At 36.7% G+C, this 21791-nt stretch carries 22 protein-coding genes; 8 read left to right on the top strand and 14 right to left on the bottom strand.

All coding sequences use genetic code 11. The annotated features are described in order from the left end of the window. Position 1 precedes the first annotated feature (1 nt). Genes AC6EI0_RS10265 through topA form a run of 3 tightly spaced genes read right to left on the bottom strand, consistent with a single transcriptional unit; the run spans position 2 to position 4093 of the window. The gene (locus tag AC6EI0_RS10265) at positions 2-688 is read right to left on the bottom strand and encodes a DUF2232 domain-containing protein (protein ID WP_498522413.1); all 687 of its coding nucleotides are present in this window, start codon (positions 686-688) and stop codon (positions 2-4) included. Positions 689-690: 2 nt separating this feature from the next. Continuing rightward, positions 691-1155: a hypothetical protein gene (locus AC6EI0_RS10260; protein ID WP_498522412.1), complete on the bottom strand. Its 465-nt coding sequence runs from the start codon at positions 1153-1155 to the stop codon at positions 691-693. A gap of 31 nt (positions 1156-1186) precedes the next feature. Next, positions 1187-4093, bottom strand: coding sequence for a type I DNA topoisomerase (gene topA, locus AC6EI0_RS10255; protein WP_498522411.1), 2907 nt, complete (start codon positions 4091-4093; stop codon positions 1187-1189). 130 nt (positions 4094-4223) lie between these two features. Between topA and AC6EI0_RS10250 the strand changes: the two genes are divergently transcribed. Beyond that, on the top strand, positions 4224-5786 hold the full coding sequence (locus tag AC6EI0_RS10250) for an NAD(P)H-quinone oxidoreductase subunit N (protein WP_498522410.1): 1563 nt from the start codon (positions 4224-4226) through the stop codon (positions 5784-5786). Continuing rightward, complete coding sequence (locus tag AC6EI0_RS10245; protein ID WP_498522409.1) at positions 5779-6486, top strand: ABC transporter ATP-binding protein; 708 nt, start codon at positions 5779-5781, stop codon at positions 6484-6486. Before AC6EI0_RS10250 ends, AC6EI0_RS10245 begins: the two co-directional genes overlap by 8 nt. A 9-nt stretch (positions 6487-6495) precedes the next feature. Here the strand turns inward: AC6EI0_RS10245 and AC6EI0_RS10240 are convergent, their stop codons facing one another. Both AC6EI0_RS10240 and AC6EI0_RS10235 read right to left on the bottom strand, forming a co-directional pair. Beyond that, positions 6496-7260: a biotin--[acetyl-CoA-carboxylase] ligase gene (locus AC6EI0_RS10240; protein ID WP_498522408.1), complete on the bottom strand. Its 765-nt coding sequence runs from the start codon at positions 7258-7260 to the stop codon at positions 6496-6498. A gap of 28 nt (positions 7261-7288) precedes the next feature. Next, positions 7289-8065, bottom strand: coding sequence for a PspA/IM30 family protein (locus tag AC6EI0_RS10235; protein WP_498522407.1), 777 nt, complete (start codon positions 8063-8065; stop codon positions 7289-7291). A gap of 71 nt (positions 8066-8136) precedes the next feature. On the opposite strand from AC6EI0_RS10235, the gene AC6EI0_RS10230 reads away from it, so the two are divergent. After that, complete coding sequence (locus tag AC6EI0_RS10230; protein WP_498522406.1) at positions 8137-8619, top strand: DciA family protein; 483 nt, start codon at positions 8137-8139, stop codon at positions 8617-8619. A gap of 10 nt (positions 8620-8629) precedes the next feature. Here the strand turns inward: AC6EI0_RS10230 and ubiE are convergent, their stop codons facing one another. Next, entirely contained in the window at positions 8630-9295 is a 666-nt protein-coding gene (gene ubiE, locus AC6EI0_RS10225) for a bifunctional demethylmenaquinone methyltransferase/2-methoxy-6-polyprenyl-1,4-benzoquinol methylase UbiE (RefSeq protein WP_498522405.1), read from the bottom strand. Between the two features lie 112 nt (positions 9296-9407). Next, positions 9408-10178, bottom strand: coding sequence for an imidazole glycerol phosphate synthase subunit HisF (gene hisF, locus AC6EI0_RS10220; RefSeq protein ID WP_498522404.1), 771 nt, complete (start codon positions 10176-10178; stop codon positions 9408-9410). Between the two features lie 53 nt (positions 10179-10231). Here hisF and petP point away from each other — a divergent pair, with 53 nt between their 5' ends. After that, positions 10232-10453 carry a cytochrome b6f subunit PetP gene (gene petP, locus AC6EI0_RS10215; protein WP_011823230.1) on the top strand — a complete coding sequence of 74 codons (222 nt, stop codon included), beginning with the start codon at positions 10232-10234 and terminating at the stop codon, positions 10451-10453. Positions 10454-10468: 15 nt separating this feature from the next. Further along, on the top strand, positions 10469-11419 hold the full coding sequence (chlG, locus tag AC6EI0_RS10210; RefSeq protein WP_498522403.1) for a chlorophyll synthase ChlG: 951 nt from the start codon (positions 10469-10471) through the stop codon (positions 11417-11419). 68 nt (positions 11420-11487) lie between these two features. Here chlG and AC6EI0_RS10205 read toward each other — a convergent pair whose 3' ends face one another. Then, positions 11488-12834 (bottom strand): 16S rRNA (cytosine(967)-C(5))-methyltransferase, encoded by a 1347-nt coding sequence (locus AC6EI0_RS10205; protein WP_498523539.1) that lies wholly within the window; start codon positions 12832-12834, stop codon positions 11488-11490. A gap of 192 nt (positions 12835-13026) precedes the next feature. Here AC6EI0_RS10205 and AC6EI0_RS10200 point away from each other — a divergent pair, with 192 nt between their 5' ends. Next, positions 13027-14028: a porin gene (locus AC6EI0_RS10200; RefSeq protein ID WP_498522402.1), complete on the top strand. Its 1002-nt coding sequence runs from the start codon at positions 13027-13029 to the stop codon at positions 14026-14028. Between the two features lie 185 nt (positions 14029-14213). Then, a complete protein-coding gene (gene trmH, locus AC6EI0_RS10195; RefSeq protein ID WP_498522401.1) occupies positions 14214-14903 on the top strand; it encodes a tRNA (guanosine(18)-2'-O)-methyltransferase TrmH in 690 nt (229 codons plus the stop codon). Positions 14904-14928: 25 nt separating this feature from the next. On the opposite strand, the gene AC6EI0_RS10190 is transcribed toward trmH, so the two are convergent. From AC6EI0_RS10190 to AC6EI0_RS10180, 3 genes are all read right to left on the bottom strand, one after another. Further along, positions 14929-15720, bottom strand: coding sequence for an ABC transporter permease (locus AC6EI0_RS10190; RefSeq protein WP_498522400.1), 792 nt, complete (start codon positions 15718-15720; stop codon positions 14929-14931). A 342-nt stretch (positions 15721-16062) separates the two neighbouring features. Next, positions 16063-17874: a translation elongation factor 4 gene (gene lepA, locus AC6EI0_RS10185; RefSeq protein ID WP_498522399.1), complete on the bottom strand. Its 1812-nt coding sequence runs from the start codon at positions 17872-17874 to the stop codon at positions 16063-16065. An 84-nt stretch (positions 17875-17958) separates the two neighbouring features. Next, positions 17959-19386, bottom strand: coding sequence for a malate:quinone oxidoreductase (locus AC6EI0_RS10180; RefSeq protein WP_498523538.1), 1428 nt, complete (start codon positions 19384-19386; stop codon positions 17959-17961). Between the two features lie 140 nt (positions 19387-19526). Here AC6EI0_RS10180 and AC6EI0_RS10175 point away from each other — a divergent pair, with 140 nt between their 5' ends. Next, positions 19527-19772 (top strand): NifU family protein, encoded by a 246-nt coding sequence (locus tag AC6EI0_RS10175; protein ID WP_498462270.1) that lies wholly within the window; start codon positions 19527-19529, stop codon positions 19770-19772. 28 nt (positions 19773-19800) lie between these two features. Here AC6EI0_RS10175 and AC6EI0_RS10170 read toward each other — a convergent pair whose 3' ends face one another. The 3 genes from AC6EI0_RS10170 to psbN all read right to left on the bottom strand — a co-directional run bounded on the left by AC6EI0_RS10170 (position 19801) and on the right by psbN (position 21368). Then, positions 19801-20088 (bottom strand): hypothetical protein, encoded by a 288-nt coding sequence (locus AC6EI0_RS10170; RefSeq protein ID WP_498522398.1) that lies wholly within the window; start codon positions 20086-20088, stop codon positions 19801-19803. Positions 20089-20297: 209 nt separating this feature from the next. Next, positions 20298-20966, bottom strand: coding sequence for a hydantoin utilization protein A (locus AC6EI0_RS10165; RefSeq protein ID WP_498522397.1), 669 nt, complete (start codon positions 20964-20966; stop codon positions 20298-20300). Between the two features lie 165 nt (positions 20967-21131). Continuing rightward, a complete protein-coding gene (gene psbN / locus AC6EI0_RS10160) occupies positions 21132-21368 on the bottom strand; it encodes a photosystem II reaction center protein PsbN (RefSeq protein ID WP_225866589.1) in 237 nt (78 codons plus the stop codon). Between the last annotated feature and the right edge of the window lie 423 nt (positions 21369-21791).

The raw sequence follows: 21791 nt of genomic DNA, 5'->3' as shown, positions 1-21791 counted from the left end.
ATCAATTAGATTCAAGAGAAATTAAATTCTCTAGGAATGCAGGTGGCTCGGGTATAGAGGATTTGAGCCTAGGGAAGATCCAATAAGCCAACGCATGCAAACAAAGAACGTAAACAATTTCTTGAGTTATAATTAGAAATAATGCAACTATTTGAACTTGTCTCATATCCGGAGTAAAAGAAAGATTGAAAACATCTATCCCTTTGGCGAGTAATCCTGCTCCAGCACGAGTAAGAATTACCCACAAATTCTCACCAACCAATATAGATAAGACGAAGACTCTAACAAGAAAACCCATAGTCCCTATAAACACTCCAACACTCCAACTTAACCACCAATTCCATCCTTTTTGCCAACTATGCCCTAACCACAAGGAAAGTAATCCATAAGGGAAGAGCACTAAAGGGCCTCTTAGCGGACCCATCAGAGCAGTTAACAACAATACACATATTGTCACTCCCTCAACTCCTGTTTTAATACCTCTCCGAATTTGAAGAAGAGCCAAGGGCAAGGGCAACGCAAGACGAAATACAGCTCCACCAATCGGCAAATAATAGAGAGCTATCCAAATCAAAGCCGATGCAGCAGCTAAATAAGAGGACTCAACAATTTTCAAGGCTTGTCTCTTGCTAAGAGGAGCTTTATAAAGAGAGCTGCTTTTAAAAAAGTTTTTATTATCTAAAGTCAAAATTATTTTCTTTTTAGAGATCTATCATTTGACAACTCCCCGTTATCAAAACGTTCGATTTTTTCGACTTCAAACTGGACTCCTGCTTTCCTTAGAGCCTTTGTAACAGTCTCAGCTGGTGCAGAGGGATTGGCGCCTGACAATCTTAAAATAATTCTGTATGGCTGTGGGGTAAAAATTGTATTCTTTACTGATTTACTTGATTTTTGGCTAAGTCTATCTTTGTTAGATATTGAATTCTCTTTGATAATTTTCCCTAAATCTTTTTCATTTTTTTTCTTCTCAACTTTAATTCTTGATGTAATTTTTGGCATTTCATTTTGTTTCTTTAATTTATTATTTATATCTCCTGAAGCTCTTAGATTCTGAGGGGTATCAAAACTACTTTCCAACTTCTCACCAATTACAGTATTTGAACATGATTGAAGTGGAATTAGAATAACTATTAGAAATAATCTAATAAACATTTTCTCAACAAATACTAGAATATCCAAAATTTTATTTGGGTTTAATTACCCTGACCTTGCTAGCTCTTGGACGTCCTGCTTTAGCTGTGGAAGACGATTTTCGAGAAGTACTTTTTTTTGAAGATGATGAATTCAAATCTTTCTTATTAGATTTTATTGTCTTTTTTGTAGAACTTTTTTTCTTAGATGTTGTTTTTTTGCTTGATTTTTTAGCTGCCAATAGTTGAATAGCCTCATCAATAGAGATATCTTCAACGGTTTTTCCTTCTGGAAGAGAGGCATTGATTTTTCCCTGTTTAACATATAAACCATATGGTCCATTAAAAAGTTGGATAGTTTCTGTTTCTCCTTCTGGGACACCAAGTTCTTTCAAAGCGGTTCTTCCACCTCTTCCCCGTTTAGGAATAGATAAAAGCTCAAGGGCTCTTTCTAGGCTTATTTGAAGAACATCATCTTCGCCCTTAATTGAGCGATAATCTTTTTCACCATCAGTTTTACTCCAAACAACATACGGACCAAACCTACCCAAACTTGATTGAACCTTGCCTCCCTCTGGGTGCTCTCCCAGTAGACGTGGTAATTGAATTAATCCGAGGGCTTCCTCAAAGGTCAAGTTCTCAGGTTTTAAATTCTTTGGTAATGAAGTCCTTTTTGGGTTTGGAGCTTTTTTCAAGGATTTATCATCTAGATATTCGATCGCTTTTTCAACATCAATCTCATCCTCTTTTATATTCTCTGGCAACAAGACCTGAACCTTTGATGAATCATGCTTCAAATAGAGTCCATATTGACTACTTTTGAATAAGCGAAGATTCCCTAATTTTTTCTTGCCTTTTAGAACTCCAAGATCTTTCAATTCAACAACTAAACCTCGTTGAACAAAATGACCATATCTACCATTTAATAGATATAAATTCTGTCCACTATCAGGATCAATCCCAAGGGACTCAGGTCCCTCAGCTTTTTGTTTTAAGATCATTTCTGCTATATCTTCGTCTAGATCTGCGGGAGTAATCTCCTGTGGGAGAGTAGCTGTTATAGGCTTCCCATTTTCACCTAGTTGCTTTGATTCCAGATATGTTCCAAATTTACCCAACCTGACAAGAGACGAAAGTCCCTCCAAAGAAACCGACCGAAATTCCCCTCCATCTATGTCTCCTTCTCTTTGTTGAACTTGATTTTCCAGACCGGTATCACCTTTATAAAAATCCTTGAGGTATGGAAGCCAACTTACTTTACCTGTTGATATCTCATCCAGTGTTGATTCCATTCGAGCTGTAAAGCTAGTATCTACAAGGTCAGGGAAATGTTCTTCAAGAAGAGCAGTAACAGCAAATGCTGTAAAACTTGGAGTCAAAGAATTATTATTAAGGACTGAATAGCCTCGATCTATAATTGTTCCAATAATGCTGGCATATGTAGAAGGACGACCTATACCTTCTTTCTCAAGCGTTTTAACTAAAGAAGCTTCGCTATATCTAGCAGGAGGTTGAGTCTGATGCCCAAGTGCCTCAACCTTCTTAGCCATTGGAGTATCTCCGACAGCTAATTTAGGCAAAAGCACTTCTTGACCTTCAAGGGCACTATCAGGATCATCCGTTCCTTCAACATAAGCCCTAAAGAAACCTGGAAAATCAATTCTTTTACCACTAGCCCTGAAGGACACATCCGATGCTTTCAATTCCACTCCAAGCATTGTTAATCTTGCATCGGCCATTTGACTAGCAACAGTTCGTTTCCAAATCAGTTCATACAAAGAAAGGTCTCTTCCTTGTAAATTGGAATCTTTGGGTGTTTTAAAGCTCTCACCAGAAGGACGAATTGCCTCATGAGCTTCTTGAGCATTTCTCGTCTTATTGGAGAATTGACGGGGCTTATTACTTAAATATTCAACGCCATACTTTGATTCAACACACTTTCTTGAAGCATTAATTGCCTGATCGGACAAATGAACAGAGTCTGTTCTCATGTACGTAATAAAGCCTCTTTCATATAACCCCTGGGCACATCTCATGGTCTCCCTAGCTGATAATCGAAGTTTTCTATTAGCTTCTTGTTGTAATGTGCTTGTAGTAAAAGGAGGAACTGGTTTTCGAATTGACGGTTTTTCTTCGACATTGATAACTTTCCATTTATCAGTAATTAATTTTTTAGCAAGTTCATTAGATTCCTCCTCGTTCAGTAATTTTACGTTTCGACCAGATTTCAATAATCCAGTTGATTCATCAAAATCACTACCACTGGCTATTCTTTGTCCACCAATTGAGGTCATTTTCACCTCAAATTCACTGCCTTCTTTTTCTAATTTTGCCTTCAAATCCCAATAACTTCCACTTCTGAAAGATCTCCTTGCTCTCTCTCGCAAAACCAGCAATCTTACTGCAACTGATTGGACTCTTCCAGCAGATAAACCCCAAGAAACTTTTTTCCACAGAAGAGGAGACAGGGTATATCCAACTAATCTGTCTAATATTCTTCTTGTTTCTTGAGCATGAACTAATTCCATATCAATTTCTCTTGTTTTCGATAGAGCTTTGGAAATAGCCTCTTTTGTTATCTCATGAAAAACCATCCTCTTAACAGGGATTTTTGGATCAAGTACGTTCATTAAATGCCAACTGATACTTTCACCTTCTCTGTCCTCATCAGTAGCAAGCAACAATTCACTAGCGCCCTTCAAAGATTGTTTTAATTCCTTGACAATTTTCTTCTTTTCTTTTGGGACCACATACAAAGGATCAAAATCAGCAGTTGTATTAACCCCTATCGTTGCCCACTTTTCTCCCTTGTGCTTCGCAGGGATCTCGGAGGCATTGTTAGGCAAGTCTCTTATATGCCCCATTGACGCAAGAACTTGAAAATCTTTAGGCAAAAAACCTCTAATGGTCTTTGCCTTTGTGGGACTTTCAACAATTACCAGAGTATGGTCAGTGGGCATCAGCTCAATTTTCCTTCTTCTTATCTAACGTACTGAATAGTAAAATGCATAGCCCAAAATGATAAAAAAGGCATATTTTATAACTTCGCTAAAGTTATAAAATCAGACACAGCTTCAAAACAATACATAAATGGGTGAACTTTTGTCTTTTCAAATATTCATAAACGAGCCTGTAGAGCTTTTAAATCTCTCTTTAAATGCTAAAGCTGTGCTACCCGAGGCTGCAGTCCTAATGGCAATGTTAGGGACTCTTTTGGTGGACTTGGCTGGCGAAAAGATTTCAGCCCGCTGGTCTCCGCCCATCTGTTATGCAGGTCTTGGAAGCTCCTTGTTTTTGCTACTAATGCAATGGAATGGAGACATTCAAGAATCTTTCTTAGGCGCATTTATTGCAGACAATCTTGCTATTGCTTTTAGAGGGGTTATAGCTCTATCAACCCTCATCTCTTTGTTAATTAGCTGGAGATATGCTGAACAAAACGGGAGTCCTATTGGTGAATTTGCAGCAATATTATTAGCTGCCACTCTTGGAGCAATGCTTCTATGTGGTTCGACTGATTTGGTAAGTGTTTTTGTTTCTCTAGAAACACTCTCCGTTGCCAGCTATTTGCTCTCTGGATATCTAAAAAGAGATTCGAGAAGTTCTGAGGCTGCTCTAAAATATTTATTAGTTGGTTCGGCTGCTGCCGCTGTCTTTTTATATGGAGCATCTCTGCTTTATGGAATAAGTGGGTCAACAAATCTAAAAGAGATAGGAATAACGTTAATCAATGCTCCAACCCCTTTATCTGCGTTAGCACTTGTTTTCGTATTATCTACAGTAGCTTTCAAAATTGCTGCAGTCCCATTTCACCAATGGACACCAGATGTATATGAGGGTTCTCCTACTCCTGTAGTTGCCTTTTTATCAGTGGGATCCAAAGCAGCAGGTTTTGCTCTGGCAGTGAGAATACTCGTGGGATGTTTTAGCGCTTTTGACACACAATGGAAATTACTTTTTACTGTTTTAGCAGTCCTAAGTATGTCGCTGGGAAATGTTGTAGCGCTAGCTCAAAAATCAATGAAAAGGATGCTTGCCTATAGCTCAATTGGACAAGCTGGATTTGTAATGATTGGATTGGTTTGTGGAACTGAAGATGGTTTTGCCGCGATGGTTCTATATATGGCTGCTTATTTATTTATGAATCTTGGTGCTTTTGCCTGCATAATACTTTTCTCAATTAGAACTGGTAGTGATCAAATATCAGATTATGCAGGACTATACCAAAAAGATCCATTGATAACATTAGGATTGAGTTTATGCCTTCTATCTTTGGGAGGCATTCCCCCAATGTTGGGATTCTTTGGAAAGATCTATTTGTTTTTTGCTGGATGGGCAGATGAGCAATACCTACTCGTGAGTGTTGGCTTAGTCACTTCTGTTATTTCTATTTACTATTACATATCGGTTATAAAAATGATGGTAGTAACCGAACCTAAAGAAGCTTCAGATGTTGTCAAAGCATATCCGACTATAGAATGGTCAATACCGGGAATGTCTTCTCTCAAAGTAGGGTTGATTTTTTGTGTTCTAGTAACTGCAATTGGTGGAATCATTTCAAACCCTCTCTTTAAATTTGCCGATATTGCGGTAAACGGAACTCCTTTACTTCAAGAAGCCATTACTCTTGCAACTAAAAGTTCAATTGGCTAACAAATTAAAATCATTGAAAAAATCTGTAGCTCGTCTAACGAATGTAAATAAATTTTATGGGGAAGGCTCGGTCAAAGTGAAAGCTCTTGACGACCTAAACCTTGAGGTTTATCAGGGTGATTACCTTGCAGTGATGGGTGCAAGTGGGTCTGGTAAAAGTACTGCAATGAACATACTCGGATGCCTTGATCGTCCTACTAATGGGACTTATGAATTAAATGGAACTGCAGTAGAAAAGCTTGATGATGACTTACTTGCAGATATTAGGAATAAAGAACTTGGTTTTGTTTTTCAGCAATTTCATCTGCTTCAAGAAGTTTCAGCACTAGAAAATGTAATGCTTCCAATGATTTATGCATGCGTCCCCGCTTTAGAAAGGAAGAAGCGCGCTCAAGAGGCACTTGATCGAGTTGGGCTAGGGAACAGGCTGACCAATCTGCCTAATCAATTATCTGGTGGTCAACAACAACGAGTTGCCATAGCAAGAGCAATAATCAATCAACCATCACTATTATTAGCAGACGAACCAACTGGTGCTCTAGATTCCAAAACTACTGAAGATGTTTTAAATCTTTTTGATCAACTGCATAGTCAGGGAATAACAATTGTATTAGTAACTCATGAAGATAATGTCGCTCAAAGAGCAAAAAAAATAGCAAGATTTAGAGACGGTAAGGTAACAGAGATTACTGAAAATTAACTCAGGCAATCATATCGAAGTTGACAAAAATTTCTCTGTGTTTTCTTCAAAAAGAACCAATCTACCAATCGAGTCTATACCTTTGATATTCCACTGCTTGCCAGTTTGATTATCAATATATTTTTTTGACCACAACCTTTCTTCTACTTCACTACAAAGAAGATTTTTATTTTCTAAAAAATCTAAAGATCTTTCTATCGCAAGTAAAACTTCTGATGACCAAAAATTGATATTCATATTTTTATCTCCAACAATTTGTTTAAGCGAGATCCCTTCTTTAGGAACATTATTAAAAACGTTTAAACCTACTCCAACTCTTAATAATCGAAGTTCCCCACCTCTAAAAAATAGTCTAGGTAAAATACCAGCTAATTTTCGACCATCAACTAGTAGATCATTCGGCCATTTAATACTGACATTAACTCCTATCCGTTCAATTCTCTTAATCAAAGCCAATGCCACAGCTAACCCATAAAGCTGTGAATTATTTTCATACGGACCCTCTCTCTTAATAGCTGCACTAACCCAAACCCCTCCCTTAGGTGCTTGCCAAATCCGACCAGCTTGACCTTTACCAAATCTTTGACAAGAAGCAAACATTGCTTTTGGCTGATTTTTTTTTACTGGTTTCTCTGCAATCCAATTCGTCAACTCTATTTCAGTGCTGGCACAAATAGGTTTCAACATTAATCGCCATGATCTTGTAGAGGAGTTATTTAATTTGTGATATCTAGAAATCAACCCTACACCGCTATAGATTTTTTGATTACTCATATGGCAAGGTCATTTATTCTTCAAAAAATCAAGCCTTATCAATTGACTTCTTCATCTCCTCTAATTCAATTTCAACTTCTTGAATTTCTACAGTCTTTACTTCATCAACATCTAAATCGGATGGAGGCAAAGCTATTGCCTCAACTCCTGATTTTAATTGACTCCTCAATACCTCTAATTCCTTTTCTATATCATTACCACCTTCTAATTCTGCAAACTTACTTTCTAGATCTTGGCCTGCCAACTCAAATGATGCCTCTCCCAAAGCTTCCAATTCTTCAACTTTCTCTTCCATTCGTTTAAAAGCATCCATAGAAGAATTAGTCCCTAAATCTCCTACAGCATCTTGAATTTTCCGCTGAGCCTTCGCTGCCTGCGCCCTTGATTTAAGCATATCTTTTTTTGTTCGAGCTTCGGAAATCTTTCTTTCTAATAACAAAAGACCTTTCTTTAGCTTTTCAACTTGAGCATTTTGTTTTTGGGACTGCATAGATAAAGATTCAAAAGTTTCTTGAAAAGTTTTTTTCCTACTCAATGCCTCCTTAGCCAGATCGTCCTCACCTTTTTTCAAGGCTAATTCAGCTCTTGAGAACCAATTATTAATTTGCTCTTTTGCCTGACCTGCTTGATTCTCTAATCTTTTTTGACTTGCAATAGCCATAGCTACAGCTTGACGAAGCTTTACTAAATCCTCTTGCATATCAGCAACAGACTGATCAAGTATTTTTATGGGATCTTCTGCACCACGAACTAAAGCGTTTAGATTTGACCTTATCAATCGGCCTAAGTTATCAAAGAATCCCATTTGGCTTTAATGCATTGTTTAATATAGTAGCTAGATTAAATTTTTAAATCTAAAAAAGTTTCTAATTAAAATTGACTTTAAAAGACTTAAATCATAAAACAAAAGCAAAAAGGGAGAAGTCAATACATACATGCTTAGAAGATATCAAGTCTTCATGGGAAGGGAATTTAGGAGGCCTTATTCAAGATTGGGTAGAAATAGCGGGTGAGCAACTCGCATTAAATTGCACGCCACTTAACATAAAAAATAAAGTTCTAACCATTGGAGCAAGCCATCCACAATGGAGACAAGCGCTTTTATACAATCGTTTGGAGTTAATTGAATCTTTAAAATCTCATGGATATCAAATAAAAGAGATCCGGATTAGACAACATTATCCAATCAATTTAGTCAAAAGAGAAACTGAAAAAGAAATTTGGGAACATCACCCAAGCAGAACTGACAAAAATGGAATCACCGATTGTCCTTTTTGCAAGGTGCCTTCTCCGAAGGGAGAAATTAAATTGTGGGGTAGATGTAGTTTTTGCAGAAGAAAAGAATTGAGAACAGATTGAACTATTCAACTTAGGCTTCAAGCAACAAAATTCCCATTTGTCCTATTGCTAATGTTTGATATTCTGCTTTCTTGAAGCCAGCGGAAAGTGCTAATTGAATTTGTTTTTCCCCTGAGGGGAAATTAACTAAGCTTTTTTTTATATATAAATATTCCTTTCCTAATCCAAAGAGTGATGCGATTGGAACGACATAAAGACTGAGATAAATTTTCTGGAAAAGACCTTGCATGGAATATCCCTCAAAAGATCGAAAATCTAATATTCCTGCCCTTCCACCTGGTTTCAAAACTCTAAAAGCCTCTCGAAGCCCCTCATAAGAACTAGAAAGATTCCTTAAGCCATAAGCCATCAATAGCCCATCATATTCATTGGATTTTAGATTAGTTTGAAGAGCATTAGAATTTATCCATTTAATTGAAGAATATTTTTTTTTAGATCTTTCTCTCGCAACTAATAATGCTTTAGAAGCTGTATCTATTCCAATAATATTTTTCGAATTTTTCATATATCTAGCCAAAAGTATTGACATATCTCCCGTTCCACAACAAAGATCTATCCATTTCTCACCAAAAGTCGGATTAAGAATATTCAACAATTTTCTTTTCCAAAACCTATGTAATCCAAAGCTAAAGATATCATTTAGAAAATCATATTTTGAAGAAATGGAATTAAACATTTCCTCAATAGCCTTAGTATTACCAGGTCTCATATAAATATAGAAAAATACTTAACTTCCATAAAACATTAACTCATAACTTTTGTTATCAACGTTTTCATGAAAATGTTTATCATTCGATTGGTCTTATACATAAATTCTCTTTAATTAAATATTCTTTTATTTCTCTGATAGTTAATTGCCCATCATGTAATAGAGAAGCCAAGAGAGCAGCTGAAGATTTTCCTAGAGTAAAGGCCTCTTTGATGTGTCTCAAGCAACCAGCACCCCCAGAGGCTATTACTGGTATTGAAACTTTCTCCGAAATTGATCTAGTTAGCTCTATATCATAACCATTTTGAGTTCCATCACCGTCCATCGAAGTTAATAGGATTTCCCCTGCACCAAGATGAAATACTTTTTCTGACCATTCAATAACATCTAAACCAGTATTTGTTCGTCCACCACTCACATAAACGTCCCACTTATTAGGAATATCTTTGTTCTTTTTTGCATCTATTGCAACAACAATGCATTGAGAGCCAAAACGATCTGCACCTTGAGAAATTAAGGAAGGGTCTTTAACAGCACTGGAATTCAAACTAACTTTGTCAGCTCCTGCTCTCAGTAATTCATTTATTCCATTCAATGAACTTATGCCTCCTCCAACAGTAAAAGGAATGGTTACAGATTCAGAAGTGCGTCTAACCATTTCAACCAAAGTAGATCTTTTTTCGTGTGTAGCTGTTATGTCAAGAAAGACCAATTCATCAGCCCCAGCCTTGCTGTACCTGCATCCCAATTCAACTGGATCTCCCGCATCACGCAATCCAACGAAATTGACACCCTTCACTACTCGACCGTTTGAAACATCAAGACAAGGGATCAATCTTAAAGCAACCATGATTTTTAAACAGAGGAACTGTTAAGGTGCCCGAAATTAATCAATTTAATTCCATGGCTAAGCCAACCTCCCTTTCAAGGATAGGTTCAAAAATTAAGATTAATATTGAACGTGTAAGAGATCGCATACCTTCTTATTTGATAGACCAACTATCAGAAGACCCCAGAGGTACCGTAATAGACTATAAAATGACTGATGGGAGGGGTGGAATTGGAGTGGTAATTAAAATGAATGATGGAAGCAAGCATTGGTTCTTTGAAGATGAAGTTTCTTAACCCTGAGATAAAAAAGTGAGTGATGCAAGGCAACTCCTTGGAATAAAAGGAGGTTCTGAAACAAAAAACATCTGGAAGCTTCGTTTGCAATTAATGAAGCCCATCACATGGATTCCATTACTTTGGGGAGTCATATGTGGAGCGGCTGCTAGTGGCAATTTCCATTGGGAATTAAGCAACGTTCTGGCTTCGATAAGTTGCATGCTCATGAGCGGGCCCCTCTTAACTGGGTACACGCAAACAATCAATGATTACTTTGACAGAGAGATAGACGCAATCAATGAACCTAATAGACCCATACCATCAGGGGCGATTTCCCTTTTTCAAGTCAAATTACAAATTTGGGTTCTACTAATAGCTGGTTTAGGTGTTGCATATTTATTGGATTTATGGGCACATCACACAATTCCTTCAGTCCTGTTTCTGGCATTAGGTGGATCATTTGTAAGTTTTATTTACTCAGCACCTCCTTTAAAACTAAAACAAAATGGTTGGCTTGGAAATTATGCACTTGGTGCGAGCTATATAGCTTTACCTTGGTGGGCGGGACAGGCTCTATTTGGACACTTAACCTGGACAACAGCCCTACTAACTCTTGCCTACAGCCTGTCAGGGTTAGGAATTGCTGTGATAAATGATTTCAAGAGTGTGGAAGGGGACAAAAGTCTAGGCCTTGATTCACTACCTGTCGTTTTTGGTATTAAGAATGCAAGTCGTATTAGCGCCGGAATGATTGATATTTTTCAGCTAGCTATGGTCATAGTTTTGATAGCAATTGGACAACATTTCGCATCTGTCATTCTGGTTTTACTTATAATTCCTCAAATAACATTTCAAGACATATGGCTATTACGTGATCCATTAAAATTTGATGTTAAATACCAAGCCAGCGCACAACCATTTCTCATATTAGGAATGCTTGTAACTGCAATAGCCATAGGTCATAGCTCCTTAATTAGTTTATAATACAAGTCTTAATTAGTAGCAATAAATTTAAGACTATCTAAGACTTTATTTACTCCTATATTTATATTTTAGGAATTTTTGAATTTCTTTAAAACAGCAATATAGAATCCATCTCCAGTCTCTTCTTCTCCGGGCCAAATTTGTTTTTCACATTCTAATAAAAATTCAGACCTTAATTGAAGAAAGTTTTTTATCTGATTGAAATTTTCATTAGGATGAATAGTGCAAGTTGAATAAACTAGTTTACCTCCACTTTTTAACAAAGGAGATAACGAATTTAGTAGCTGACTTTGAAGTGAAACAAGATCCTGAATATTATCTTTGTTCATTCTCCATCTTGCATCAGGATGGCGGGCCAGAGTGCCTAATCCAGAGCATGGAGCATCAATTAGTATTCGGTCGAAAAACCCCTTCCATTCAGGATGTTTTATTAACAAATCATTAGAATCAGCAACCACTAATTCTAAACAATTGATTCCAAGCCTCTCAGCATTGACTGATATTTTTTTAGATCTTCGGGGTGATCGATCAACAGACCAAATTTTGCCATCATTACTAATTAATTCAGCAATATGTGTTGATTTACCTCCTGGTGCAGCGCAAGCGTCAAGGATCTTTTCTCCAGGCAAAGGTCCTAATAATGGAGCAATTAGCTGTGAAGATCTATCTTGAACACTCCATTTCCCTTCTTTATATCCTGGCCATTTTTTAGGATCACCAACACCTGCAGGGACTTCCAAGCCAAAAGGACAGCCTCGAATTAAATGATTTTCAATGCCAAAGGAATAAAAAATTTCTTGTACATCTTTTATATCTGCACGTAATTTATTCACTCTTATATCAATGGGACTAACGCTATTGAATGCTTGAGCAATTTTATGAGCATCTTTTAGTCCCTTCCAAGCAATCAATTCATCTGCCAACCAAAGAGGTATTGACTCATTTTTCGCTAGCTCAAAAGCCTGGTTTTCAGACTTAGGTAGTGAAAGACCTCTCTCTTTACTTCGAAGAGCCGATCGCAAAATACCATTAACAACAGGAGCCAGCTTTTTTAGATGGAGAGTTTTTGCAAGCTCGACAGTTGTGTTAATAGCAGCAGCTGGAGGTATTCGCTCCATTTTTAAGATTTGATAAAGGCCAAGATGCAGCAACCATCTCAATAAAGGAGGTTGCTTATGAGCCGATATTTTTCCTAAAAAATCTATCCAGCAATCTAAAAAATATCTTTGACGAATTGAGCCATAAGAAAGCTCGGTAATTAAAGCTTTGTCAATCGACTTGAATGAATAAACTTTAAGAATTCGATCCAATGCAACATCTGCATATGCACCTCCACCAACTGCTTGAATAACTTCCAAAGCAGCTTTTCTTGCTTCTAATCCTTTTATTTGCAAAAGCTTCTTACTCAAAAGCAAAGATTCAAAACCTGTTAACAGTAATACATAAATCAAATTAAATTAACTGAAAAAAGCATTGCGTCAGTTCTCGCGAAAACTTTCAAAGCAAACAAACACCTTAGTCCAGCCTAAAAGGTGTAACATAAGATACTTTTAAACCTATCATAAGAGAGCTAGGTTTGAACAACTTCTTATATGTGTGAGGACACAATGAAGCTTTTTCAACGTCTATTAGTAGCTCCAGCAGCTTTGGGCCTAATGGCTCCTGTTGCAGTTAACGCAGATACTGCATTCTCATCTACCACATCTCTTTCTGGTGGTGCTTATTTCACTGTTGGTTCTGTTTCTGACGGCGGAACAACAGATACAGAAGAAGAGCTTTATATGCAATATGCATATAGCCTTGATGTTTCTTCTAGCTTCACAGGCGATGATCTTTTTTACGCAGGTATCGTAGCTGGTAATGCAAGTGGCCCACTTGCAAACATGGATAGTGCTGAGACAGGTGATCTAGATGTTCAATCTTTATTTTACTCTTTCCCAGTTGGCGATCTAGAAGTAACTGCTGGTCCTTTAGTTGATCAGGATGATGTTGTTGCTGCAACACCATCTGCCTATTCAGATACTTTCAGACTAGGTAGCATGCCTTATTCTTTGGCTGGCAACGAAACTGGTCCAGGAGTTGGTATTGCTTACTCTAACGACAACGGCGTAGTTGCTTCTGTCAGTTTTGTATCTCTTGGTGGTGCTACTGCAACAACAGGTATCAATTCTGATGATGCTGATGATGTTTCAACTTTCACTCTTGGCTACAACGGTGACGGCTTTGGTGGCGGTCTAGTAATCGCTTCTAACGACGGTGATGCTGGCGCTGGATACGACACATTTGGTGGTGGTATCTACTACAGCCCAGAGTCAATTGATGCGACATTCAGCGTTGCTTATGACACAAATGATCCAGAAACTGGTGCTGATGCAACTGATTTGTTCATCGGTGTTGACTACGAAGTTGGTCCTGGAACACTAAGTGCTGCTTACAACACAACTGATGTTGATGGTAGTGATACTTTAGATTCAACAGGATTTGAAGTTTCTTACACTTATGCATTGAACGACAATGTATCAATCACTCCTGGTTTCTTCACAGTAGAAGATACAAGTACTGGTGATGATGATTCTGGTGTTGTTGTTGAAACTGCATTTAGTTTCTAAGAATATAGAAACTTAAATTTCTCATAAAAAAGCTCCTGTCCAATGGGCAGGAGCTTTTTTTATGTGTAATATTTTAATCAATAGTTTTTATTATCAAATCAAGTTGCTCATTTTCATTATTCCATAAAACAATTAAAACTACTCATCTCATAAAAGAGCACCTACTCTCCCATAAATAATTAGAAATGCCTCTGTTACCTAGACGTTTTGAGCGTCTAAAATCAGTACTTAACAAAAGAATTTCTGATCTTACTGTCTTAATTGAAAATGTCGAAAAGCCTCATAATCTCTCAGCCATAATCAGAAGCTGTGACGCTGTTGGTGTTCTTGAAGCATATGCAATCTTTAACAAAGGAAAATATTTAACTTTTAATAGCACCGCTCAAGGAAGCCAGAAATGGGTCAAAGTAAACCAATATAAAGAGACTGGCGAAGCAATAAAAGTTCTTAAAAAAAAAGGTTTTAAATTGTATGGTACGAGCTTGAATCCTAACTCACTTGACTACAGAAAATGTAATTTCAATGGGCCAACAGCATTTGTTCTAGGTGCTGAGAAATGGGGTATTAGTGAGGAGGCGACGAATCTAGTAGATAAGCACATACATATTCCAATGAGAGGAATGGTTGAATCGTTGAATGTATCAGTCGCAGCTTCAGCATTATTGTTTGAAGCGATTAGACAACGACAAGTAGCAGATATAATTCCTGAAGCAGGAGAGGGCATGAGCAAAGAAACATACAAAGAAAAGATCTTTGAGTGGGCTTACCCAGAAGTCGCAAAATGGTGTGAAAGCGAAGGTAGAAAATATCCAGATCTTAATGAAAAAGGTGAAATTATAGACAATCTCCCAAGAACAGAAAAAATGAGATATTAAATCAAAGCCTCAAATACGATTAATTCTACTGGCTAGTTTCACTTATTAATTTCTCTAAGCCTTCTCCAATAAAGGATAGCCCCAAGACCAGAACGAACATAGCGATGCCAGGATAGAGCGCTGTCCACCAGATACCAGTAGGCAATGCAACTAATGCCATATTTAAATCACTTCCCCATTCTGGAATATTTTCAGGAAGACCTAATCCAAGGAATCCTAATCCCCCAAGGACTAATACCGCATCCGCAGCATTTAGTGTTAAGACCACAGGGACAGAAGTAAGAACATTTTTCAGAAGGTATTTTCTTATTACCCATAAAGGGGAAGCCCCCATTGATATTGCCGCCTCAACATAAAGTTCTGATTTAACTTGTGAAGTCTGGTTTCTAACAAGTCGAAAATATTGAGGGATATAAACCACGCACAATGCTATTGAGGCATTTAATACACCTCTTCCTAGTAAAAAAGCCATCACCACAGAAAGGAGGAGAACAGGGATGGTATAAAGAGTGTCCATAAGAAGGACTAAAATTCTATCCAAAAGCCCACCAATGTAGCCACTTACAAGTCCCAAAGGTATCCCTACTAAAACGGCAAGGGAAACCGCGACAAAAACCACTTGCAACGCAACTCCACTCGCAGCCAAAGTTCTAATACAAACATCTCTTCCTAGTCGATCTGTTCCACACCAGTGACCCAAAGATGGGGCTGAAAAAATCGGATTTCCTAAGCCAAATTCACCATTAGGAACAATCTTAAGAGATATTAATAATGGGATAACAAGAGAAATTCCTACATATACGAATAAAATGGTCAATCCAGCGAACAATAATCTTGTCGATATATCCCTTCGTCCAAAAAAATCTCTTATATTCAATGATCAAATAATAAGACCTAATTAAATTTAGCTTTAAAAGGTAGAAAATAAAAAAATAATTGCTTAAATAAAAGAATACATACAATTTAAGATGAATTTAAAAAATGATGGTCTCACTGTCGGTGAGCTTTCAATAACCATTGCAGCAATAATAATAATAGGTTTTATATGGACAAATCTAACCAAAGACAAAGGAAATAATGAAGTCTCCTATTTTATAAATAATTCAAGCGAGATAAGCTTAAGCTCTATCAAAAACAAATAAAATTATAAAAATATCTATTAATCATTATTTAATTTCAAGACAGCCATAAAAGCCTCTTGGGGGACATCTACTTTCCCCATCGACTTCATCCGTTTTTTCCCTTTTGCTTGTTTCTTTAACAATTTCTTTTTCCTTGAGATATCGCCTCCATAACATTTAGATAAAACATCTTTTCTTAAAGCACTAATAGCTTCACTTGCAATAACTCGACTACCAATTGAAGCCTGCAAAGGAATCTTAAATTGCTGTTTTGGAATAAGTTCTTTTAATTTCTCAACAAGTCCTTTACCAATACCATAAGCGTTATCTTTATGAACAATTGTCGTTAAAGGATCTGCCCGCTCTGAATTAATTAAAACGTCTAATCTAACTAGATTATTTGGCCTATAACCAATCAAATGATATTCCATAGAAGCATATCCTTTAGTTCTACTTTTCATCTGATCAAAGAAATCGGTTACAACTTCTGCAAGGGGTATTTCATAAATAAGCGTAACCCGATCAGTCGTTATGTACTTCATATCAATAAAGTCTCCTCTTCTTTCCTGACAAAGACCCATTAAAGTTCCGTTGTAATCATTAGGAGCATAAATTTCCATCCGAACGTAAGGTTCTTCTATAGTTTCACGTTTTTGAGGATCTGGAAGTGTAGCTGGATTATCAATCATCAAGACTTCCCCATCAACCATTTTCACTTTATATATAACTGAGGGTGCCGTAACAATTAAATCTAAGTCGTATTCACGTTCTAAACGCTCTTGAACAATTTCCATATGCAATAAACCTAAAAATCCACAACGAAAGCCAAATCCCATTGCACTACTTGTTTCAGGTTCATATTTCAGGGCTGCATCGGAAAGCTGCAATTTATCTAGAGCCTCTCTTAGATCTGGATATTGATCTGCATCCGTAGGGAACAACCCACAAAAAACCATTGGTTTAGCTTCGGTATAACCTGGCAAAGCTTCTTCAGCAGGCTTATCCTGCAACGTGATAGTATCTCCGACTCTTGCATCAGCTACTGCTTTGATTGATGCAGCTAAATATCCAACTTCACCTGCATGGAGAGAATTTACTTTTACTTGATCAGGAGCCATAACACCTATTTCATCTAACTCATAACTTTTTTTACTAGCCATAAGTAAAACCTTGTCTTTCTTATTTATGCCACCACTCATGATTCTGAAATAAACAATCACCCCTCTGTAAGGGTCGTAATAAGAATCAAAAATAAGTGCTTTTGTAGCCTGATCAGGATTATCTTGCGGAGAAGGTATTCTATCTACTACCGCTTGCAGTATTTCTGGGATGCCAAGCCCTGTTTTAGCAGAACAGGAAATTGCCTTAGATGTATCTAGACCAATAATTGATTCAATCTCATTTTTGATTTTCTCAGGATCAGCACCAGGTAAATCAACTTTATTAAGCACAGGAATAATTTCTAAATCATTTTCCAAGGCGAGATAAACATTGGCCAAAGTTTGTGCTTCAACTCCTTGACTAGCATCGACGACCAGCAAGGCACCTTCACAAGCCTGCAATGATCTACTCACCTCATAGGAAAAATCAACATGGCCTGGTGTATCAATCAAATTCAAGACATATTCCTCTCCATCATCTGCTTTATAATTCATACGAGCAGCCTGCAATTTTATAGTTATCCCTCTCTCTCTCTCTAGATCCATATTGTCCAAGAATTGTTCTTGCATGTCTCTGGAGGAGACAGTGCCAGTATCCTGAAGAAGTCTGTCTGCCAAGGTTGATTTGCCATGGTCAATATGAGCAATTATGCAGAAGTTCCTTAAACGAGAAATGGGAACATTAGTCATTCGAAAGCAATTAGAGGAATAGGATCTTTGTTTATCAATTCAACTTTGAATAAAGATTAAATATAACTCACTAATACTAAAGTTTTAAATTAATTTAAGTAAGAAATCGTTTCTTTTGCGAATTGCCAAAAGTGCTTCTTGATTTGAATTAATATCTGACCCAAGACTTGGAAAAAGCTCTAACATTTTATTTTTCCATTTCCTTGATTTCATTTTTTCAGACCAGCAACGGTTTAAAACTTCAAGCATGATTGTTACTGCTGTGCTTGCGCCAGGAGAAGCGCCAAGCAAAGCAGCTAAAGATCCATCCGATGCAGTAACAACTTCTGTCCCCATTTTTAAAACGCCACCTTTAGGGGTTTGTTTTATGATTTGAACACGCTGTCCTGCAATTGAAAGTTTCCAATCATTTGGTGACACCATAGGGAGAAATCTTTTTAAAGTTTCAACTCGATCTTCATTTGTTTGTGTTAATTGATTTAACAAGTATTTTCCTAAATCAATATTTCCAAATCCTGCTTGCAACATAGAGAAAAAATTAGTTGTTTTAATGGATCTGAATAAATCTAATTTTGATCCATATTTTAAAAAATTTGAACTAAATCCTGCAAAAGGACCAAACAAAAGAGACCTTTTCCCGTCTATCCATCTTGTATCTAAGTGAGGCACAGACATTGGTGGAGCTCCAACTTCTGCGTTTCCATAAACTTTTGCATTATGTATCTTTGTTGATCTTTCCCTTTCACAAATCAACCATTTGCCGCTGACAGGAAACCCTGCATATGAGAATCCTTCTGGAATTCTCGATTTTTGCAAGAGAGGCAAAGCTCCTCCTCCAGCCCCGAGGAAAACAAACTTTGATCTAACAATTCTATTATTTTTTACTCCTCCATCTAAAGATAAATACCAATCTCCTTCATTATCTTGTTGAAGATTTTCAACATTAGTGGAGTAGTTAATCTCAATAGAATTTGCCTCTTCAATTTGATTGATATATGAGCGAGTTAAATTACCAAAATCAATATCAGTTCCTCTTTGAATTCTTGTCGCAGCAATCTTCTCACTCTGTTTCCTACCTTCCATAATCAATGGAATCCAATTTTTTAATTCACCATGATCCTCAGTAAATTCCATTTGTGCAAAAGCGACATGAGAACTAAGTTCAGAAAATCTTTTTTTAAGCAAAGAAATATCTTTATCTCCAAAAACAAGACTGATGTGTGGCAACTTATTTAAAAAAGTTTTTGGTATCAATTTCCCTTTTTCTGTCAAAGATGCCCAAAATTCCAAACTTTGCTCAAAGGATTTATTTATTTGAAAAGCTTTGCTAGTACTAATAGATCCATCCTCTTGGCTTGGAGTATAATTAAGTTCACAGTTGGCAGCATGTCCTGTTCCAGCATTATTTTTGGCGCAGCTACTTTCCAAACCAGCAGAAGGTAATCTCTCAACTATCAGCAATCGTAATTCCGGCTCAAGTTCATTTAGAAGGACTGCAAGAGTTGAGCTCATGATTCCTGCACCTACTAGTATTGCGTCATAAGTATTTGCTGAATCTGAGAAACTGGTACTAGGCAAAATCTTTATCAAGATTACATATAGACTATCGTGCAATTAACTAAGCTAAGCAAAATCAAATTAAGGAAGTTAAAATGACCGACGAAACTCTTGCACTAACCACAGAAAACGTTGAAAAGGTTCTTGATGAATTAAGACCTTTTCTTATGGCTGATGGAGGTAATGTAGAGATAGCTGAAATAGATGGGCCAATAGTCAAAGTTAGACTTCAAGGGGCTTGTGGAAGTTGCCCCAGTAGCACGATGACCCTAAAAATGGGTATTGAAAGAAAACTCAGGGAAATGATTCCAGAAGTTAGCGAGGTAATACAAGTTTTATAAGTTTACTTAATAAAAAATCTTTAGTTTTTTAATTTAGAGATCTTAATTCCCTTTCAATTGCAGACTTATAGTTAAGACAATCCAAAGGGAGACCATTATAAATTAGATAGCCGATTGGTGCTATTAAACCAACTGTAAAAATGAGATTAGAGATTTCTAAACCTATTTTCCCAAGCAAAAAAGTTATCGCATATAGACCTAAGAGATAAGCATGAAAAATTAGAAAATCCTTTGTATTTTGAACAGGCCATCTAAAGATAGAGCCTAAGAAAAACAAAACACCTTTCATCACTCTTATTAATAGTTGAATGATCATACATAATCTTTAATCATTTTCACCAATAAGTATGTATCTAAAGATGAAAAATGACGTATCAATTAATTTGTGAATTTTGATCGGTTTTTAGAATATTCTTCTTTAAGTTTTTTCATTCTTCTTGCCCATATCAAGGTCGCAATAACAACCCACAAGAAGAAGCCACCCAGAGCAATAAGGCTAGCTGTGTAATTCATGAAAAAAGACTTTTAAAAAGTCAGAATCGAAGTCTTTTGAAGCCAAAATATTCCCGTCACTATTGATAATGCTCCTATTGATCTCATCAAGAAAGGATAAAACATTTTATTCGCTTTACTAGTAGCAAAAGAAATACCCAAAACAACGCATCCCATTGCAAAAACTGATCCAAGTAAATATGCAAAAAGATAAGCAACAGCTCCATGCAAAGGTAGAGCCAATGCGGGAATAACCGCCACCAAATGACTGGCCCCAGCGAAGCCGTGCAAAACACCTAAACCCGTTGCGGCATGAGTATGACTTCCCCAAAGCTTATTTCCAGGAGAATGGAAATGAAAATGTTTATGAGTTTTTTGTTCTCCATGCATATGCTGATGCATATGAATGTTTGCTTTTAAGGAAGTCTTAATAGCTAGAAACCCCACAATTAAAAGGCTTATACCAACAAGAAACTCTGCATATGAAGACATTAATTCAATATCTATTAAATCCTTAGCCAAAATCCCAAGTATTGAGAGGATTAAAACTCCCGCAGAGTGTCCGACCCCCCATGCCAGACCATCAATTAATGCCACTTTGGGTTTTCGAATAGATGACGGAGCCATTGCGACCATATGATCAGCACCACTAACCACATGCACTGCTCCAGCTGCAAATCCAGTTATTACACTTATTAACATGGGTATGTATAGGTTAAAAATTCTTTAGTTAAGTAGATATTCCCCTCGTACAAAATTTTGAATTTAGCAAACTTATAACTTAAATATTACATCCCAGTACTTTGTTATTTGAAACTAAATTTATATAAGTGAATATTTATCAAATAGAAAAGTAATATCTTGAATTTAGGAAATTTGATCTTTTTGGAGTTTTCCTGACATCTCATAGGCTTCTGAACTTCCACCATGTCCATGAGCAATTCCTAGTTCATGCATTTTTGCGTGCTCATCAATGGTATCTCTAAGCTCTTTTGAGCCTGAACCGAATGTTGAATATACGCCATATGCTACTGAGCCAGCTAGTAGAACAACTATCCCCCCTATGAGCATTAATAGGGTTGGATCAGTAGTTGAAGTTTCCATTCGTAATCATTATTTTCTTAATTCTACTGTACTAGTTCCTACTTCGAGAGCCACAAACGGAAACTATCTCAATTGTCCTATTATTATATTTAGTTAGATGAATAAATAAATCAAAAAGCGTTAGTAAATAAACAATAAACATTATAAAAAAACCAACACTGAATTGTAAAAATATCTAGTTTTTGTCTATCTAACGAAATTATTATATGGTTAGATTATTAATTAAAACTACATTAAAGAGTGGAATTATAAGCTAAAAGGCCGAAAAAGCCCAATATCAAAAGGATGCTAGCAATCCTGCTAAAAGTTATGGGGCCAAAGTCGATTTTCATATTGAGACTTGAATTAGAATTTTATTTTAATATGAAAACCTATAAAAAGTGAGACACTTTTCATAGAAAGCAATTTAAAAGTTCAACAAAA

Source organism: Prochlorococcus sp. G5PB11, from assembly GCF_059772425.1.
This window is presented reverse-complemented; position numbering and strand designations above follow the sequence as displayed.

Bases quoted from the DNA above. Each gene is read 5' to 3' on its own strand.
- petP (WP_011823230.1), top strand. From the start codon at position 10,232: ATGGCTAAGCCAACCTCCCTTTCAAGGATAGGTTCAAAAATTAAGATT.
- topA (WP_498522411.1), bottom strand. From the start codon at position 4,093: ATGCCCACTGACCATACTCTGGTAATTGTTGAAAGTCCCACAAAGGCA.
- AC6EI0_RS10200 (WP_498522402.1), top strand. From the start codon at position 13,027: ATGAAGCTTTTTCAACGTCTATTAGTAGCTCCAGCAGCTTTGGGCCTA.
- lepA (WP_498522399.1), bottom strand. From the start codon at position 17,874: ATGACTAATGTTCCCATTTCTCGTTTAAGGAACTTCTGCATAATTGCT.
- AC6EI0_RS10235 (WP_498522407.1), bottom strand. From the start codon at position 8,065: ATGGGATTCTTTGATAACTTAGGCCGATTGATAAGGTCAAATCTAAAC.
- AC6EI0_RS10165 (WP_498522397.1), bottom strand. From the start codon at position 20,966: ATGTTAATAAGTGTAATAACTGGATTTGCAGCTGGAGCAGTGCATGTG.
- trmH (WP_498522401.1), top strand. From the start codon at position 14,214: ATGCCTCTGTTACCTAGACGTTTTGAGCGTCTAAAATCAGTACTTAAC.
- AC6EI0_RS10250 (WP_498522410.1), top strand. From the start codon at position 4,224: ATGGGTGAACTTTTGTCTTTTCAAATATTCATAAACGAGCCTGTAGAG.
- AC6EI0_RS10240 (WP_498522408.1), bottom strand. From the start codon at position 7,260: ATGAGTAATCAAAAAATCTATAGCGGTGTAGGGTTGATTTCTAGATAT.
- psbN (WP_225866589.1), bottom strand. From the start codon at position 21,368: ATGGAAACTTCAACTACTGATCCAACCCTATTAATGCTCATAGGGGGG.
- AC6EI0_RS10170 (WP_498522398.1), bottom strand. From the start codon at position 20,088: ATGATCATTCAACTATTAATAAGAGTGATGAAAGGTGTTTTGTTTTTC.
- AC6EI0_RS10180 (WP_498523538.1), bottom strand. From the start codon at position 19,386: ATGAGCTCAACTCTTGCAGTCCTTCTAAATGAACTTGAGCCGGAATTA.
- hisF (WP_498522404.1), bottom strand. From the start codon at position 10,178: ATGGTTGCTTTAAGATTGATCCCTTGTCTTGATGTTTCAAACGGTCGA.
- ubiE (WP_498522405.1), bottom strand. From the start codon at position 9,295: ATGTTTAATTCCATTTCTTCAAAATATGATTTTCTAAATGATATCTTT.
- AC6EI0_RS10175 (WP_498462270.1), top strand. From the start codon at position 19,527: ATGACCGACGAAACTCTTGCACTAACCACAGAAAACGTTGAAAAGGTT.
- AC6EI0_RS10260 (WP_498522412.1), bottom strand. From the start codon at position 1,155: ATGTTTATTAGATTATTTCTAATAGTTATTCTAATTCCACTTCAATCA.